General features: G+C 66.4%; 13 protein-coding genes, 1 other RNA gene and 1 pseudogene. 10 read left to right on the top strand and 5 right to left on the bottom strand.

Annotated features, from left to right (window positions below):
- Positions 1–29: 29 nt before the first annotated feature.
- Positions 30–779 (bottom strand): sulfite exporter TauE/SafE family protein, encoded by a 750-nt coding sequence (locus ACVMB0_RS34840; RefSeq protein WP_456753344.1) that lies wholly within the window; start codon positions 777–779, stop codon positions 30–32.
- Positions 780–986: 207 nt separating this feature from the next.
- Between ACVMB0_RS34840 and ACVMB0_RS34835 the strand changes: the two genes are divergently transcribed.
- On the top strand, positions 987–1703 hold the full coding sequence (locus ACVMB0_RS34835; protein WP_461349086.1) for an alpha/beta fold hydrolase: 717 nt from the start codon (positions 987–989) through the stop codon (positions 1701–1703).
- Positions 1704–1725: 22 nt separating this feature from the next.
- Here ACVMB0_RS34835 and ACVMB0_RS34830 read toward each other — a convergent pair whose 3' ends face one another.
- Positions 1726–1905 carry a hypothetical protein gene (locus ACVMB0_RS34830; protein ID WP_456753346.1) on the bottom strand — a complete coding sequence of 60 codons (180 nt, stop codon included), beginning with the start codon at positions 1903–1905 and terminating at the stop codon, positions 1726–1728.
- Positions 1906–2006: 101 nt separating this feature from the next.
- Positions 2007–2421: RNase P RNA component class A (rnpB, locus tag ACVMB0_RS34825), an RNA gene on the bottom strand.
- A gap of 147 nt (positions 2422–2568) precedes the next feature.
- On the opposite strand from rnpB, the pseudogene ACVMB0_RS34820 reads away from it, so the two are divergent.
- Positions 2569–2923 (top strand): annotated as a pseudogene (locus tag ACVMB0_RS34820) (YciI family protein).
- Between the two features lie 114 nt (positions 2924–3037).
- Positions 3038–4273 carry an RNA polymerase sigma factor gene (locus tag ACVMB0_RS34815; RefSeq protein ID WP_461349085.1) on the top strand — a complete coding sequence of 412 codons (1236 nt, stop codon included), beginning with the start codon at positions 3038–3040 and terminating at the stop codon, positions 4271–4273.
- 82 nt (positions 4274–4355) lie between these two features.
- Here the strand turns inward: ACVMB0_RS34815 and ACVMB0_RS34810 are convergent, their stop codons facing one another.
- Together ACVMB0_RS34810 and ACVMB0_RS34805 are read right to left on the bottom strand one after the other, a co-directional pair.
- The gene (locus ACVMB0_RS34810; protein WP_456753349.1) at positions 4356–4574 is read right to left on the bottom strand and encodes a hypothetical protein; all 219 of its coding nucleotides are present in this window, start codon (positions 4572–4574) and stop codon (positions 4356–4358) included.
- Between the two features lie 245 nt (positions 4575–4819).
- The gene (locus ACVMB0_RS34805; protein WP_461349084.1) at positions 4820–5671 is read right to left on the bottom strand and encodes an N-acetylmuramoyl-L-alanine amidase; all 852 of its coding nucleotides are present in this window, start codon (positions 5669–5671) and stop codon (positions 4820–4822) included.
- A gap of 444 nt (positions 5672–6115) precedes the next feature.
- Between ACVMB0_RS34805 and rsmH the strand changes: the two genes are divergently transcribed.
- The 7 genes from rsmH to murD all read left to right on the top strand — a co-directional run bounded on the left by rsmH (position 6116) and on the right by murD (position 14869).
- A complete protein-coding gene (gene rsmH / locus ACVMB0_RS34800) occupies positions 6116–7111 on the top strand; it encodes a 16S rRNA (cytosine(1402)-N(4))-methyltransferase RsmH (protein ID WP_461349083.1) in 996 nt (331 codons plus the stop codon).
- A 2-nt stretch (positions 7112–7113) separates the two neighbouring features.
- Positions 7114–7551 (top strand): cell division protein FtsL, encoded by a 438-nt coding sequence (gene ftsL, locus ACVMB0_RS34795; RefSeq protein ID WP_461349082.1) that lies wholly within the window; start codon positions 7114–7116, stop codon positions 7549–7551.
- A gap of 11 nt (positions 7552–7562) precedes the next feature.
- Positions 7563–9320 carry a peptidoglycan D,D-transpeptidase FtsI family protein gene (locus ACVMB0_RS34790; RefSeq protein WP_456756475.1) on the top strand — a complete coding sequence of 586 codons (1758 nt, stop codon included), beginning with the start codon at positions 7563–7565 and terminating at the stop codon, positions 9318–9320.
- Between the two features lie 123 nt (positions 9321–9443).
- Entirely contained in the window at positions 9444–10913 is a 1470-nt protein-coding gene (locus ACVMB0_RS34785; RefSeq protein ID WP_461349081.1) for a UDP-N-acetylmuramoyl-L-alanyl-D-glutamate--2,6-diaminopimelate ligase, read from the top strand.
- Positions 10910–12343: a UDP-N-acetylmuramoylalanyl-D-glutamyl-2,6-diaminopimelate--D-alanyl-D-alanine ligase gene (locus tag ACVMB0_RS34780; RefSeq protein WP_461349080.1), complete on the top strand. Its 1434-nt coding sequence runs from the start codon at positions 10910–10912 to the stop codon at positions 12341–12343. The genes ACVMB0_RS34785 and ACVMB0_RS34780 overlap by 4 nt, the downstream gene beginning before the upstream one ends.
- Before the next feature lie 10 nt (positions 12344–12353).
- On the top strand, positions 12354–13460 hold the full coding sequence (gene mraY, locus ACVMB0_RS34775; protein ID WP_456753355.1) for a phospho-N-acetylmuramoyl-pentapeptide-transferase: 1107 nt from the start codon (positions 12354–12356) through the stop codon (positions 13458–13460).
- A gap of 8 nt (positions 13461–13468) precedes the next feature.
- Positions 13469–14869, top strand: coding sequence for a UDP-N-acetylmuramoyl-L-alanine--D-glutamate ligase (murD, locus tag ACVMB0_RS34770; protein ID WP_461349079.1), 1401 nt, complete (start codon positions 13469–13471; stop codon positions 14867–14869).
- Positions 14870–15185: the final 316 nt, after the last annotated feature.

Genomic DNA, 15185 nt, shown 5'->3' with positions numbered 1-15185 from the left:
CGGCTCAGCCAATTGGCGACGGCGGTTCATCATTTCGGCACCAGTCCGTTCCACACCAGCGCGACGCCGGACAGGAACAGCAGCACCAGCACGACATCGGAGAAATTGCGGTCGCTGAGCGCGTGATAGAGCCGTGAGCCGAGCCAGGCGCCGAGCAACGTTCCCGGAAAGGCGCACGCAGTCAGCCAGATCAGCTCTGTCGTCACCAGGCCGCTTGCGATCTGGACCAGCAATGCGGCCGCCAGGATGGTGAAGTTGAAGATCTGAAACACGCCGCGGCGCTGCTGCTTGCCCCAGCCGCGCACGCTCGCCCACAGGATCGGCAGCGGACCGGACAGTCCGGCGAGGCCGCCGAGGATGCCGCCGGCAAATCCGATCGCGCCGTCGGCCCATTTGCCGCCGAACGAAATCGACATCGGCTTGCGTTGCAGGAACAGCAGGGTCGGAAACACCAGCAGGAAGACGCCGATCGTCAGCTTGAAGACCTCGGGGTCGGCGCGGGCGATCAGCCAAATGCCGATCGGCACGCCGGCGAGGCCGCAGATCACGAACGGCCAGACCAGGCGGAAATCGATGCTCTTCCAGATCGACGGCAGCGTCGAGACCTGCGCGATGACCGAGCAGACCAGCACCAGCGGCACTGCGAGCGTCGGCGGCAGCACATAGAGCCAGATGCCGAGCGCCATCAGCGCGGTGCCGAAGCCGGCAAGGCCGGAGACGAAGCCGCCGGCAAGCGCGCCGAAGAACAGGACCGCGTAGCTTGCCGGGGTCAGTTGCATTCTCCCTTCATCGTCATTCCGGGGCGATGCGCAGCATCGAACCCGGAATCTCGAGATTCCCCGATGCGCCCTTGCGCATCTGAGGTCTGGTCCTTCGGACCATCCCGGAATGACGGACGTGTTTTGCCGCGACGTTTACACGACGGCAGCCGTGGGTACACTTCAAAATCGCGGCTCATCAACGATAATCGAAATGGAAGCATCACCATGACTGCGCATTCGCCCAAAACCTTTCTGGTCTGTCACGGCGCCTGGTCGGCGGGCTGGGCGTGGAAGAAGATGCATCCCTTGATGCAAGCCGCCGGGCACCGGCTGATCACGCCGAGCTACACCGGGCTCGGCGAGCGCACGCATCTCGCGCATCAGGGGCTCGACCTCGACGCGCATATCCAGGACATGCTCAACGTCATCTCATATGAAGATCTGCGCGACATCGTGCTGGTCGGCCATTCCTATGGCGGCATGGTCGCAACCGGCGTCGCCGATCGCGTTCGCGAGCGCATCGCGCAGATGATCTATATCGACGCCTTCGTGCCGCGCGACGGCCAGTCGCTGTTCGATCTCAACGAGGTGGCGATCCCGAACATGCGCGAGGCCGCACGCAACAACGACGGCTGGCGTATCCCGCCGATGCCGATCCCGCCCGATACATCTCCCGCCGACGTCGAATGGTTGACCGCACGGCGCGTCGACATGCCGATCAAATGCTTCGAACAGAAACTGAAACTGAAGCACGGCGAGACTACCCTGCCGCGCAGCTACATCTACGCCACCCGCATCACGCCGGCGGATACGTTCGGGCAGTTCGCCAAGCGCACCAAGAACGAAGCCGGCTGGCGCTATCTCGAGATCGACGCCAGCCACTCGCCGAACGTCACCGCGCCGGAGGCGCTGATGGCGTTGATGCAGGAAATTGCAGCGTAGCGTCCGAGCCGCGCCGGCGCACTCACTTTTCTCCGTCGTCGTCCTTGAGGCGAATCCCCTCAGTCCGCAGAGCCGCAAAGAGCGCCGCGATATCTTCGGGCTCCATGTTGTTGGGGCACATTCCGTTGAGTTGCTCGGTCGTGATCGTGCCGCTGCTCTTGGCGATATCTCGTGCCTTCGCCATGATCTTCTGAAGGTCCATCTGCGATCCTCCGCGAGGGGCATTCTAGCAAACGGGACGCGATCGTGGTGTCCGATATGGCGAGGGGCCCGGCGTGTTGCGCCGAGCCCCTCAGACTCCAAAGTATCAGCCGGCCTGTAAGCCGGGTTCTGTAGGGCACCATTCTCGCGAATGGTACGCGACGGCCATTCCTCTGGGACAAGGCTTGCACCTTGCCTCGGGCAACCTACCCGGACAGCGGGCCTGACATCGCCCTGCGGTGTTATCGCGCGTGCGCGAACTAACCGCGTTGCCGTCCCTATTCGGTTTTGCTCCCGGTGTGGTTTGCCATGCCGTTTCCGTTGCCGGAAACGCGGTGCGCTCTTACCGCACCTTTTCACCCTTACTTCCTCCGGAGAGGGAGCGGTTCGTTCTCTGTGGCACTTTCCCTGGGGTCACCCCCGCCGGATGTTATCCGGCACCGCATGTCGATGGAGCCCGGACTTTCCTCCCCCGCGGCCTTTCGGCGCTTGCGGGAGCGGCCGTCCGGCCGACTGACACCAACGGCATGGGCGTTTCCGCCCGATCCGTCAAGCGGATAACACCGGCCAAAACGGCCGAAATAAATTATCCTGAAGATGTCGTTTGGCCTGTCGCCCGTTCGACTGGGTGTCGGCGATCCAGCCGATCAAGAGGAGAGATGAGATGCAATATTTGCTGCTGATCTACCGGAGCGACGCGGAATATGGCCGTATGAGCGCCGAGGAGCGCAAGGCGGTGACGGCGGAGTACGGGGCCTACACCCAGTCGATCATCCAGAGCGGCCACTTCAAGGCCGGCGACGGGCTGCAGCCGGTGTCGACCGCGACCACCGTGCGGGTCCGCGACGGCAAGACGCTGACAACCGACGGCCCGTTCGCCGAAACCCGCGAGCAGCTCGGCGGCTATTATCTGGTCGAGGCCAAGGATCTCGACACCGCGCTCGGCCCTGGCAGCCCGGATTCCCGGCGCCAAGACCGGCTCGATCGAAGTCCGGCCGGTCATGATCTACGACAAGTAACCTTATTGCTGTCATTCCGGGGCGTCCGAAGGACGAACCCGGAATCTCGAGGTTCCGGGCTCGCTCGCGCGACGGCGCGCGCCCCGGAACGACGGTTTCTCCGAAAGCTTCGGCATGACCCCGAGCCAGATCGAAAAGGTGTTTCGCGACGAGGCGGGCCGGGCGCTCGCGACGCTGATCCGTCTCGTCGGCGATTTCGATCTGGCCGAAGATGCGCTGCAGGATGCCTTCGCGGTGGCGCTGCAGCGCTGGCCGATCGGCGAATTCCCGTCCAATCCGCGGGCCTGGCTGGTCAATGTCGGCCGCAACAAGGCGATCGACCGGGTCCGCCGCGCCGTCAGCTTCCGCGGCAAGCAGCAGGAGCTGACGCATCAACTGCTGCTGGATGCGGAGGCCTCGCCCGAGCCGGCGGATGCGACGCTCGACGACGACATGCTGAGGCTGATCTTCACCTGCTGTCATCCGTCCTTTGCGCCCGAGGTGCAGGTCGCGCTGACCTTGCGCACGGTGTGCGGCCTGACGACCGTCGAGGTCGCGCGCGCATTCCTGGTCAGCGAGGACGCCATGGCGCAGCGGCTGCTGCGCGCCAAGCAGAAGATCAGGCTCGCCGGCATTCCCTATCAGGTGCCGGAGTGCGAAGCGCTGGAGCCGCGGCTGTCGGGCGTGCTCGCGGTGATCTACCTCGTCTTCACCGAAGGCTATGCCGCGACCGCGGGCGACGATCTGATGCGGCCGGATCTCGCGCGCGAGGCGATCCGGCTGGCGCGGCTGCTCGATGCGCTGATCCCGGCGCGCGGCGAGATCAAGGGCCTGCTGGCGCTGATGCTGCTGCATGATGCGCGCCGCGCCGGCCGCCAGACCGCTGATGGCGACATCGTGCTGCTCGAGGAGCAGGACCGTTCGCTGTGGGATGTCAGACAGATCGCCGAAGGCGTGCAGCTGGTCGAGGAGGCGCTGCGCATGCCGGGCCGGCCGCAATCCTACGCGGTGCAGGCCGCGATCGCCGCGCTACATGCGCGGGCGCCGAGCTACAAGGATACCGACTGGCCGCAGATCGCCGGGCTCTACGAGGTGCTGCTGCGCATCAGCCCGTCGCCGGTGATCGAGCTGAACCACGCGGCCGCGGTGTCGATGGTCGACGGCCCGGCGCGCGCGCTCGATCTGATCGACGCGCTGGCCGCGCGCGGCACGTTGAAGGGATACGACCAGCTGCCCGCGGTGCGCGCCGATCTGCTGCGCCGCCTTGGCCGCAAGGACGACGCGCGGCAGGCGTATCTCGCGGCCACCGCCGCGACCCAGCTCGAGCCGTTGCGGCGGCTCTATGCCCGCAGGATCGCGGAGCTGGGGTGAGATCACCTCAGCCCGCGCGAGGTCGTGAGGGCACGCAGCTCGGATCAGAGATCGTCAGCGTGCTGCGCGGCCTTGAACGTGCTCAGTACCCGGTCTTTGCCTTGGCGCCGCCGGACGCTTGCCCGGTCGTCGTTCCACTCGACATGCCGGTCGTGGTGCCGGGTGCCATCTTCTTCTGCGCATGATGGATCTTGTGGGTCTTGTGCATGGTCGACGTGGACTTGCCTTGTGTCGTCATAGCGGCTGCCGGAGCGGCGATCAGGCCAACGGCGACAGCTCCCGCGATCAGTGCTTTGAACATGGACGAATCTCCACTCGGACCGCCCCAAAAATAAGAAGACAGCGCGTCGCGAAAGGTTCCATCAGTGCATGCGCGATCGGCGGGAAAAAGGGGAACAGGGGCAACCTGATCTCATCGTCATTGCGAGGAGCGAAGCGACGAAGCAATCCATCTGTCCGCGCAAGTGGCGGGATGGATTGCTTCGCGGAGCCTGTCATCGGGCGCGCGTTCGCGCGACCCGTTGGCTCGCAATGACGGAAGAGAGCCTACCTCGCCGCATCCGGCGGCAGGCTCTCGAGCAGCGCGTACAACGTTGCCATGGTGGAACGGTCGGCGATCCCGTCGACGCGCTCGGGGCGGAAGTGACGCTGGAACGCGGTGACGACCTCCATGGTCGGGCCGTCGAACTTGCCGTTGGTCGGGATGTTGTAGCCGTAGCGGCGGAACGCGGCCTGCATGTTGGAGACGGCATCGCTGATCGCGCCGAGCTGCAGCGCGTCGCCGCGCACGATCGGCGCCGGTTGCACCCAATGCCCGACGCCGGAATTGGCCAGCGAGTGCCAGGGGAATTTCTCGCCGGGATCCTTCTTGCGGCCCGGTGCGACGTCGGAATGGCCGAGCACGCGATGCGGGACCACCTTGCGGCGAAGCATGATGCCGCGGCACAGCGCGATCACGGCCGCGATCTGGCGCAGCGGAAAATCCGGATAGCCCCAATCGTGACCGCGATTGACGATCTCGACGCCGATCGAGCAGGAGTTGATGTCGTCTTCGCCGGCCCAGGCCGAGACGCCGGCGTGCCAGGCGCGCTTGCTCTCCGGCACGCATTGCACGATGCGGCCGTCCTCGAGCACGATGTAGTGCGCCGAGACTTCGGTGCCGGCGGTGCAGAGCTGCGCGATCGCGCCCTCGACGTCGGGCATCCCGGTGTAGTGCAGCACGATCATGTCGGGCTGCCGGCCGTTCGCGCGATCGCCGAAATTCACCGACGGGATCACATCGGACGCAACGGAGGAATCCGGCGTGAACGTCTTCACGTCGGCCACGCCCTTCGGAACGGGAAGGACGCGCTGACGCTTCGAATCAGCGTTGCCGGATGAAGACGAACCAGAAGCCATACGAATCACTCAAACCCGAACCAGGAGAACGCATTTTGACATATGGATAAACAAATAGGCGTTTACTATTCCTTTACCGTGCGGGTCGCGCAATCGCCCCCGCCGGTTCCACGGGCTGCGATGATGCCCGAAGTGAAGGCGGAGGCTATCACTCGAATGCGGGTCAAAGTCGCGCGATTCCGCTAACCCTTCATCAACGTTTTCTTAACGTTAAGTGCCGTTACTGAGAGGTGAAGTGCCGAACCGGTTTCGGGGGACGGCCCACGGACGCTGAGCCTCGCTGTTGCGCGAAATCCCATGGAAACCCTCCCAATTCCGGTCGGATATCAGGACTTGCGGCCGAGGACGGGAGTTGGCGGCTCCAGGCGCGAGGATTCGAGACGCAATGAGTCGGCGCGCAGCCAGCTTGCATGCCAGTTACGCGGCCCTGCCCGGGGACCGCGCATGAGCGAGCGTGCGCCGCGTCACATTTCGGTGCTGGGCCGCGAGGCGGTCGCTTATCTCGCGCCGCGCGCCGGCGGCATCTATGTCGACGCGACCTTCGGCGCCGGCGGCTACAGCCGCATGATCCTCGACGTCGCCGACACGCGCGTCATCGGCATCGACCGCGACCGCACCGCGATCACCGGCGGCTTCGATCTGGTCGACGGCGCCGGCGGCCGCCTGACGCTGGTCGAGGACCGCTTCTCAGACCTCGCCGAGGTCTGCGCGTCGCAGGGCGTCGACAAGGTCGACGGCGCCGTGATGGATGTCGGCGTCTCCTCGATGCAGCTCGACCAGGCCGAGCGCGGCTTTTCGTTTCGTCTCGGCGGCCCGCTGGACATGCGGATGGCCCAGAGCGGGGTGACCGCGGCCGACGTCGTCGCCACCGCCTCCGAGAAGCAGCTCGCCGACATCATCTATATCTTCGGCGAGGAGCGCCATTCGCGCAGCGTTGCGCGCGCCATCGTCGCCGCGCGCAAGGAGGCGCCGATCACGACGACCGGCGCGCTCGCCGACATCGTCGCGAAGGTCGTGCGCGCCAAGCCGAACGAGATCCATCCGGCGACGCGGACCTTTCAGGCGCTGCGCATCTTCGTCAATGAGGAGCTCGATGAGCTCTATCTGGCGCTCGCGGCCGCCGAGCGCGTGCTGAAGCCGGGCGGCCGGCTCGCGGTGGTCTCGTTCCATTCGCTGGAAGACCGCATCGTCAAGAACTTCCTCGCCGAGCGCGGCAAGGCCGCGGCCGGCTCGCGGCATCTGCCCGAGATCGCGCAGGCCGCGCCGAGCTTTCAGATCCTCACCAAGCGCCCGGTTGTGCCATCGGATGCGGAGATCGCGGCGAATCCCCGCGCGCGTTCCGCAAAACTGCGCGCGGCCGAGCGCACCGCGGCGCCGCCGCATGCGGACGACGAACTGCCGTCCTGGCCGCGTCTCGCCGACCTGAAGCGGGGAGGCTGACGATGCGCCTTCTCCATCTCCTCGTCATCGGCATGCTGATCTTCGCGGCGTCGTATGTCTACCGCATCAAGATGGAATCGACTGCGCGCGTCGAACGCGTGCTGCAGCTCAATGCGGAGATCCGCGAGCAGCGCAATGCGATCGCCACCTTGCGCGCCGAATGGGCCAAGCTCGATGCGCCGCTCAGGCTGCAGGGGCTTGCCGAGCGCCATCTGCCGCTGAAGCCGATCAACGCCAACCAGTATGATTCCCTGAAGAACCTGCCGGAACGGCCGCCGAGCTTCACGCGGCCCGGTTCGCGCGATCCGATCGGCGCCATGATCGACACCATCGAGGCCGCCGCCGCGCCCGATAGCACCACCGGATCGATCGACAAGCCGGCGACCGACCAGCCCGCCCCCACCGAGGACACCGAGCAGGGCGGGGGAGACCAGCAATGACGGGACCAGCCATGACCGATCCGGCCCCCGCCAGCAAATCGGCCGCGAAATCCGCCGAGCCCTGGAGCCAGCGGCTGATCCGCACGCTGCTGTACGGCAGCAATGTCGACCGTGCCGCGAAAGCGCGCGCGCGCGTCGGCCTTGCGATCATCGCCTTTGCGGCGGTCTATTGCGTGCTGGCCGGACGTCTCGTGCTGTTCGCCGTCGGCGCCGACAGCCATAGCGCGCGGCGCGCCGCCTCGCAGGACGCGATCGCAACGGCGCGGCCCGACATCACCGACCGCAACGGCGCCATTCTCGCGACCGACGTCAAGGCGCCGAGCCTGTTCGCCGAGCCGCGCCGTCTGATCGACAAGGACGAGGCGATCGAGCTTCTGACCGGGGCGCTGCCCGATCTCGACACCGGCGAGGTGCGCGACCGCCTGTCGTCGCGCAAGGGTTTCGTCTGGCTGAAGCGCGAGATCACGCCGAAGCAGCAGCTCGACATCCATCGCCTCGGCCTTCCCGGCGTCGGCTTCCTGCGCGAGAACAAGCGCGTCTATCCGACCGGCAACGAGGTCGCCCACCTGATCGGCCTGGTCAACATCGACAACCAGGGCATCGCCGGCATGGAGAAGTGGCTGGACAACAACGGTCTGGCCGATCTGCATCGCGCCGGCTTCGCCACCGACCGGCTGCAGAAGCCGGTGGAGCTGTCCGTCGATCTGCGCGTCGAGCACGCGCTGCGCGACGAACTGATCAAGGCCAAGGAGAAGTTCAAGGCCAAGGCGGCCTCCGGCCTCGTCTCCAACGTGCGCACCGGCGAGATCGTGGCGATGGTGTCGCTGCCGGATTTCGATCCGAACAATCCGAAGGAAGCGCACGATCCCGACCGCATCAACCGCCTGACCACGGGCGTCTACGAGATGGGCTCGACCTTCAAGGCGTTCACGCTGGCGATGGCGCTGGATAGCGGCCGGTTCGACCTCAACTCGATGTGGGATGCGCGCGGCCCGCTGCACTACGGCAAGTTCGCGATCCATGACGATCACAACATGGGCCGCATGATCAACATGAAGGAGGTGTTCTACTATTCCTCCAACATCGGCGCCGGCCGCATTGCGCTCGCGATGGGCGTCGACGCGCACAAGGCGTTCCTGCGCAAGATGGGACAGCTCGAGCGGCTGCGCACCGAACTGCCGGAGAGCGCCTCGCCGATCGTGCCGAAGAAGTGGGGCGAATTGAACACCGTCACCATCTCGTTCGGCCACGGCATCGCGGTGGCGCCGCTGCAGGCGGTGATGGGCATCGACGCGCTGGTCAATGGCGGCTATCTGATCCCGCCGACCTTCCTGAAGCGCACCGAGCAGGAGGCGATGGCGCTGGCCAAGCGCGTCATCAAGCCGGAGACCTCGGACAAGATGCGCTATCTGATGCGGCTCAATGCCGAGGTCGGCACCGCCAAGAAGGCCGACGTCAAGGGCTACTATATCGGCGGCAAGACCGGCACCGCCGAGAAGGTCATCAACGGCCGCTACGCCAAGAAGCGCGTGCTCAACGCCTTCACCGCGATCCTGCCCGCCGACAATCCGAAATACCAGCTCCTGATCATGCTCGACGAGCCGCAGCCCCTGAAGGAGACCTATGGTTTCATTACCTCGGGCTGGAATGCGGTGCCGACCGGCGGCAACGTGATCGCCCGAATTGCGCCGCTTTTGGGCGTCGAACCGCGATTCGACCTGCCGCCGTCCGACCGCCTTATTCTTGCGGCATCGAGAGCAACCCAGTAAGGCGTAGTGTGACAGCATGATCCGGACCGGAACGGCTGCGTTAGCGCAAATTGCGAAGCGGTGTTCCGGATCGATCATGCTCAGATAGCGGCGCCAGAACGGCGCCGGCCAGACTGGAAGATCATGAGACTTCGCGACCTCTTCAGCGCCGATGCCAGGATCGATCCAAAGGGCGATCGAAGTGCCGATGCCGTTGTCGTCGGCGGGCTTGCGGTCGATAGCCGCGCGGTGAAGCCGGGCGACCTGTTCTTCGCGCTGGCCGGCAGCAAGACCGACGGCGCGCGCTTCGTCGATGCGGCGATCGCCGCCGGCGCGGTCGTTATTGCCGGCGAGCATCCGCCGCAGGCGGCGCTCCGCGTGCCGTTTGTGACGACGCCCAATCCGCGCCGCGCGCTGGCGCTCGCCGCCGCGACATTCTATCCGCGCCAGCCCGCGACGATCGCGGCGGTGACCGGCACCAGCGGCAAGACCTCGGTCGCCGCGTTCACGCGCCAGATCTGGCAGCGGCTCGGTCATTCCTCCGCGAGCATCGGCACCATCGGTCTCGTCTCCGACAAGCGCACCGTCTACGGCTCGCTGACCACGCCGGATCCGATCGCGCTGCATCGCCAGCTCGACGAGATCGCCGGCGACGGCGTCACGCATCTGGCGTTCGAGGCCTCCTCGCACGGCCTCGACCAGTATCGCCTCGACGGCGTGCGGATCGCCGCCGGCGGCTTCACCAATCTGTCGCGCGACCACATGGATTATCATCCCGATGTCGCGCACTACCTGAACGCAAAACTCCGGCTGTTCCGCGACCTCGTCGTCGATGGCGGCGCGGCTGTGATCTCGGCCGATCATGATTGCTCGCCGGAGGTGATCGGCGCGGCGCGCGGGCGCGGCTTGCGCATCATCGCGGTCGGCCGCAACGCCGATGCCACGGATGGCATCAAGCTCACCGAGGCCGCGATCGAGGGTTTTGCGCAGAAGCTCGCGATCGCGCATCGCGGCCGCACCTACGCGATCCGGCTGCCGCTGGTCGGCGAATTCCAGATCGAGAACGCGCTGGTCGCCGCCGGTCTTGCGATCGGCACCGGCAGCGCGGCGGAAGACGTGTTCGGCAGCCTCGAACATCTCGAGGGCGCAAAGGGCCGGCTCGAATTCGTCGGCGAGCACAATGGCGCGCCGATCTTCGTCGATTACGCCCACAAGCCCGATGCACTCGCCAAGGCGCTGCAGGCGCTGCGGCCTTACGCTCGCCGCAAGCTGGTCGTGATCTTCGGCGCCGGTGGCGACCGCGACGCCGGCAAGCGTCCGATCATGGGCGCGATCGCCGCCGAGAACGCCGATCACATCATCGTCACCGACGACAACCCGCGCAGCGAGAAGCCCGAGGCGATCCGCGCCGCGATCATGGCGGCCGCAAAGGGCGCGCGCGAGATCGGCGATCGCGCTGCGGCGATCCGCGCCGGCATTGCCGGCCTCGAGCCGGGCGATGCGCTGGTGGTCGCCGGCAAGGGCCACGAGGTCGGGCAGATCGTCGGCAACACGACGCTGCCGTTCAGCGATCATGAGGCGGTTGCCGCCGCGCTCGCAGCGGAGAGAACATGAGCACGATGTTGTGGACCTCGGATGCGATGGCGGCGGCGATGCGTGCGGCGACGCAGGGCGCGCTGCCGGAGGGCGTCACCGGCCTCTCGATCGACAGCCGCACCATTGCAAAGGGCGATGCGTATTTCGCGATCAAGGGCGACGTCCATGACGGCCATGCCTTCGTCGAGGCGGCGCTGAAGGCCGGCGCCGGGCTCGCCGTGGTCGAGGCCGCGCAGCGCGAAAAATTTCCCGCTGATGCGCCGCTCTTGGTGGTCGACGACGTGCTCGCCGGTCTCGTCGAGCTCGCCCATGCCTCGCGCGCGCGGCTCAACGCGCAGATCATCGCGGTGACCGGTTCGGTCGGCAAGACCTCGACCAAGGAGGCGCTGCGCCGCGTGCTGTCGGCGCAGGGCGAGACCCATGCCTCGGTCGCCTCCTTCAACAATCATTGGGGCGTGCCGCTGTCGCTGGCGCGCTGTCCGGCGAGTGCGCGCTTTGCGGTGTTCGAGATCGGCATGAACCATGCCGGCGAGATCACGCCGCTGGTCAAGCTGGTGCGGCCGCATGTCGCCGTGATCACCACGGTCGAGCCGGTGCATCTGGAGTTCTTCGCCGGCATCGAGGCGATCGCCGACGCCAAGGCGGAGATCTTCTCCGGCGTCGAGCCCAATGGCGCCGTCGTGCTCAACCGCGACAACGGCCAGTTCGCGCGGTTGCAGCAGCAGGCCGAGAACGCCGGCATCGCGCGGATCGTCTCGTTCGGCACCGACAAGCGCGCCGAGGCGCGGCTGCTCGACCTCTCGCTGCACGCGACCTGCTCGGCGGTGCATGCCGATATTCTCGACCACGACATCACCTACAAGATCGGGATGCCCGGCCGCCACATGGCGATGAACTCGCTCGCGGTGCTCGCCGGGGCCGCGCTGCTCGGCGCCGATGTCGCGCGCGCGGCGCTGTCGCTGTCGCAACTCGAGGCGCCGACCGGCCGCGGTCTCCGCCGCACGCTCGAGGTCGGCCATGGCGAAGCGACGCTGATCGACGAGAGCTACAACGCCAACCCGGCCTCGATGGGCGCAGCCCTCAACGTGCTCGGCCAGGCCAAGACCGGGCCGCACGGCCGCCGCATCGCCGTGCTCGGCGACATGCTCGAGCTCGGGCCGACCGGGCCCGAATTGCACCGCGGCCTTAATGAGGCCGTGACCGCCAACCGCATCGATCTCGTATATTGTTGTGGTCCGCTGATGCGGAATCTGTGGGATGCCCTTTCCACCGGCAAGCGGGGAGGCTATGCCGAGAGCTCGGCGGCGCTCGAAGCGCAGGCGGTCGCCGCGGTCCGTGCCGGTGACGTGATCATGGTGAAGGGCTCGCTCGGATCGAAGATGAAGCTCATTGTCAGCGCGCTGGAAAAACGCTTCCCCGACAAGGCCGCGCACGAAGAAGCGGTATAGGACTCCTTGAATGTTCTACTGGTTGATCGAACTGTCCAACACCGTTCCGGGGTTTGGGGCATTCCGCAGCGCACTGAACGTGTTCCGCTACATCACCTTCCGCACCGGCGGTGCGATGGTGACCGGCGCACTGTTCGTGTTCCTGTTCGGGCCCTGGATCATCGATCATTTGCGGCTGCGGCAGGGTAAGGGTCAGCCGATCCGCACCGACGGTCCGCAGTCGCATCTGATCTCCAAGAAGGGCACGCCCACCATGGGCGGGCTGATGATCCTGTCCGGGCTCGTGGTGTCGACGCTGCTCTGGGCCAATCCGCTCAATCCCTATGTCTGGATCGTGCTGGCGGTGACGCTCGGCTTCGGTTTCGTCGGCTTCTATGACGATTATTTGAAGGTGACAAAGCAGTCGCACTCCGGCTTCGCCGGCAAGCTGCGGCTCTTGATCGAGGCGGTGATCGGGCTGGCCGCCTGCTACGCGCTGGTTCGACTCGGCCGCGACGTCTCCTCGACCTCGCTCGTGATTCCGTTCTTCAAGGACCTGGTGATCAATTTCGGCTGGTTCTTCGTGATCTTCGGCGCCTTCGTGATGGTCGGCGCCGGCAATGCGGTGAATCTCACCGACGGCCTCGACGGGCTTGCGATCGTGCCGGTCATGATCGCCGCCGCGAGCTTCGGCATGATCTCCTATCTCACCGGCAACGCGGTGTTCTCGGACTATCTGCAGATCAACTACGTCGCCGGCACCGGCGAACTGGCGGTGCTGTGCGGCGCGGTGCTCGGCGCAGGCCTCGGCTTCCTCTGGTTCAACGCGCCGCCGGCTTCGATCTTCATGGGCGACACCGGCTCGCTCGCGCTCGGCGGCATGCTGGGCGCAACCGCGGTTGCGGTGAAGCACGAGATCGTGCTCGCCGTGATCGGCGGCCTGTTCGTGCTGGAGGCGGTTTCCGTCATCGTCCAGGTCACCTCGTTCAAGCTGACCGGCAAGCGCGTGTTCCGGATGGCGCCGCTGCACCATCATTTCGAGCAGAAGGGCTGGACCGAGCCGCAGATCGTGATCCGGTTCTGGATCATCTCGGTGATGCTCGCGCTCGCCGGCCTATCCACCCTCAAGCTGCGCTGAGCGCCACCATGATCCCGGTCACCTCCTTCTCCGGCAAGACGGTCGCGGTGTTCGGGCTCGGCGGCTCCGGGCTTGCGAGCTGCCACGCGCTGAAGGCTGGGGGCGCGGAGGTGATCGCGGCCGACGACAATGCCGACAACGTCGCCAGGGCGGCGCAGGCCGGCTTCACCACCGCGGATCTGCGTAACCTGTCGTGGGCGAATTTCGCCGCGCTGATCCTGACCCCCGGCGCGCCGCTGACCCATCCGGCGCCGCACTGGAGCGTGCTGAAGGCGCGCGAGGCCGGTGTCGAGGTGATCGGCGACGTCGAACTGTTCTGCCGCGAGCGGCGCCGTCATGCGCCGAACGCGCCGTTCGTCGCCATCACCGGCACCAACGGCAAGTCGACCACCACGGCGCTGATCGCGCATCTCATGAAGGTCGCGGGGTACGACACCCAGATGGGCGGCAATATCGGCACCGCGATCCTGTCGCTGGAGCCGCCGCGGATGGGCCGCGTCCATGTCATCGAGATGTCGTCCTACCAGATCGACCTTGCGCCGTCGCTCGATCCCTCGGTCGGCATCCTGATCAACATCAGCGAGGATCACATCGATCGCCACGGCACGCTGGAGCATTATGCGGCGGTGAAGGAGCGGCTGGTCGCCGGCGTCCAACAAGGCGGCACCGCGATCACAGGCGTCGATGACATCTGGTGCCGCAACATCGCCGACCGGCTCGATCGCGCCGGCAAGCGCGTGGTGCGCATCTCGGTGAAGAACCCGCTGCCGGACGGCCTCTACGTCGAGCACGAGACCATTGTGCGCGCGTCTGGCGCGGCGCGCAGCGAGGTCGCGCGCCTCGGCGGCATCGGCTCGCTGCGCGGCCTGCACAACGCGCAGAACGCAGCCTGCGCCGCGGCCTGCGCGCTGGCGATGGGCATCGCCACCGACGTGTTGCAGAATGGCTTGCGCAGCTTTCCGGGCCTCGCGCACCGCATGGAGCAGGTCGGCCGCCGCGGCAACGTGCTGTTCGTCAACGACTCCAAGGGCACCAATGCGGATGCCGCCGCGCATGCGCTGTCGTCGTTCGCCGACATCTACTGGATCGCCGGCGGCAAGCCGAAGGCCGGCGGCATCACCAGCCTGACGGAATATTTCCCGCGCATCCGCAAGGCCTATCTGATCGGTGAGGCGGCGGCGGAATTCTCCGGCACGCTCGGCGATCGCGTCCCGCATGATATGTCCGGCACGCTCGACGTCGCGATCGCCAGCGCCGCGCGCGATGCCGAGGCGTCGGGACTCGCGGAAGCCGTCGTGCTGCTGTCGCCGGCCTGCGCGTCGTTCGACCAGTACCGCAATTTCGAAATCCGCGGCACGGCGTTCCGCGACATCGTCCAGGCCCTGCCGGGCGTGAAGCCGGTGGTGTAGCCACTATTTCCCTCGTCATTCCCCGATGCGCAATTGCGCATCTGAGGGCGCGCGAAGCGCGAGCCCGGAATCCATCTGGCCGCATCACGTGTGGTGAAATGGATTCCGGGCTCTCGCTTCGCGAGCCCCGGAATGACGAAGGAGAGAGGGGCGCCCTTACATCTGAGTTGCCCGACGGCGCAAGCCCCCGCGACGAAAATATTTCGCTTTATCCGAAGAGCAACTCAGTGTATAAGCGCACCCGTCTCGCCCGACACGAGGGGCGCTTCGCGGTCGTCACGAACGCGGGTCGAGATGCGGTGGACGCCGATTGTGC

The organism is Bradyrhizobium sp. USDA 4451, assembly GCF_054822585.1.
This window is presented reverse-complemented; position numbering and strand designations above follow the sequence as displayed.

Bases quoted from the DNA above. Each gene is read 5' to 3' on its own strand.
- ACVMB0_RS34840 (WP_456753344.1), bottom strand. From the start codon at position 779: ATGCAACTGACCCCGGCAAGCTACGCGGTCCTGTTCTTCGGCGCGCTT.
- ACVMB0_RS34835 (WP_461349086.1), top strand. From the start codon at position 987: ATGACTGCGCATTCGCCCAAAACCTTTCTGGTCTGTCACGGCGCCTGG.
- ACVMB0_RS34830 (WP_456753346.1), bottom strand. From the start codon at position 1,905: ATGGACCTTCAGAAGATCATGGCGAAGGCACGAGATATCGCCAAGAGC.
- ACVMB0_RS34815 (WP_461349085.1), top strand. From the start codon at position 3,038: ATGACCCCGAGCCAGATCGAAAAGGTGTTTCGCGACGAGGCGGGCCGG.
- ACVMB0_RS34810 (WP_456753349.1), bottom strand. From the start codon at position 4,574: ATGTTCAAAGCACTGATCGCGGGAGCTGTCGCCGTTGGCCTGATCGCC.
- ACVMB0_RS34805 (WP_461349084.1), bottom strand. From the start codon at position 5,671: ATGGCTTCTGGTTCGTCTTCATCCGGCAACGCTGATTCGAAGCGTCAG.
- rsmH (WP_461349083.1), top strand. From the start codon at position 6,116: ATGAGCGAGCGTGCGCCGCGTCACATTTCGGTGCTGGGCCGCGAGGCG.
- ftsL (WP_461349082.1), top strand. From the start codon at position 7,114: ATGCGCCTTCTCCATCTCCTCGTCATCGGCATGCTGATCTTCGCGGCG.
- ACVMB0_RS34790 (WP_456756475.1), top strand. From the start codon at position 7,563: ATGACCGATCCGGCCCCCGCCAGCAAATCGGCCGCGAAATCCGCCGAG.
- ACVMB0_RS34785 (WP_461349081.1), top strand. From the start codon at position 9,444: ATGAGACTTCGCGACCTCTTCAGCGCCGATGCCAGGATCGATCCAAAG.
- ACVMB0_RS34780 (WP_461349080.1), top strand. From the start codon at position 10,910: ATGAGCACGATGTTGTGGACCTCGGATGCGATGGCGGCGGCGATGCGT.
- mraY (WP_456753355.1), top strand. From the start codon at position 12,354: ATGTTCTACTGGTTGATCGAACTGTCCAACACCGTTCCGGGGTTTGGG.
- murD (WP_461349079.1), top strand. From the start codon at position 13,469: ATGATCCCGGTCACCTCCTTCTCCGGCAAGACGGTCGCGGTGTTCGGG.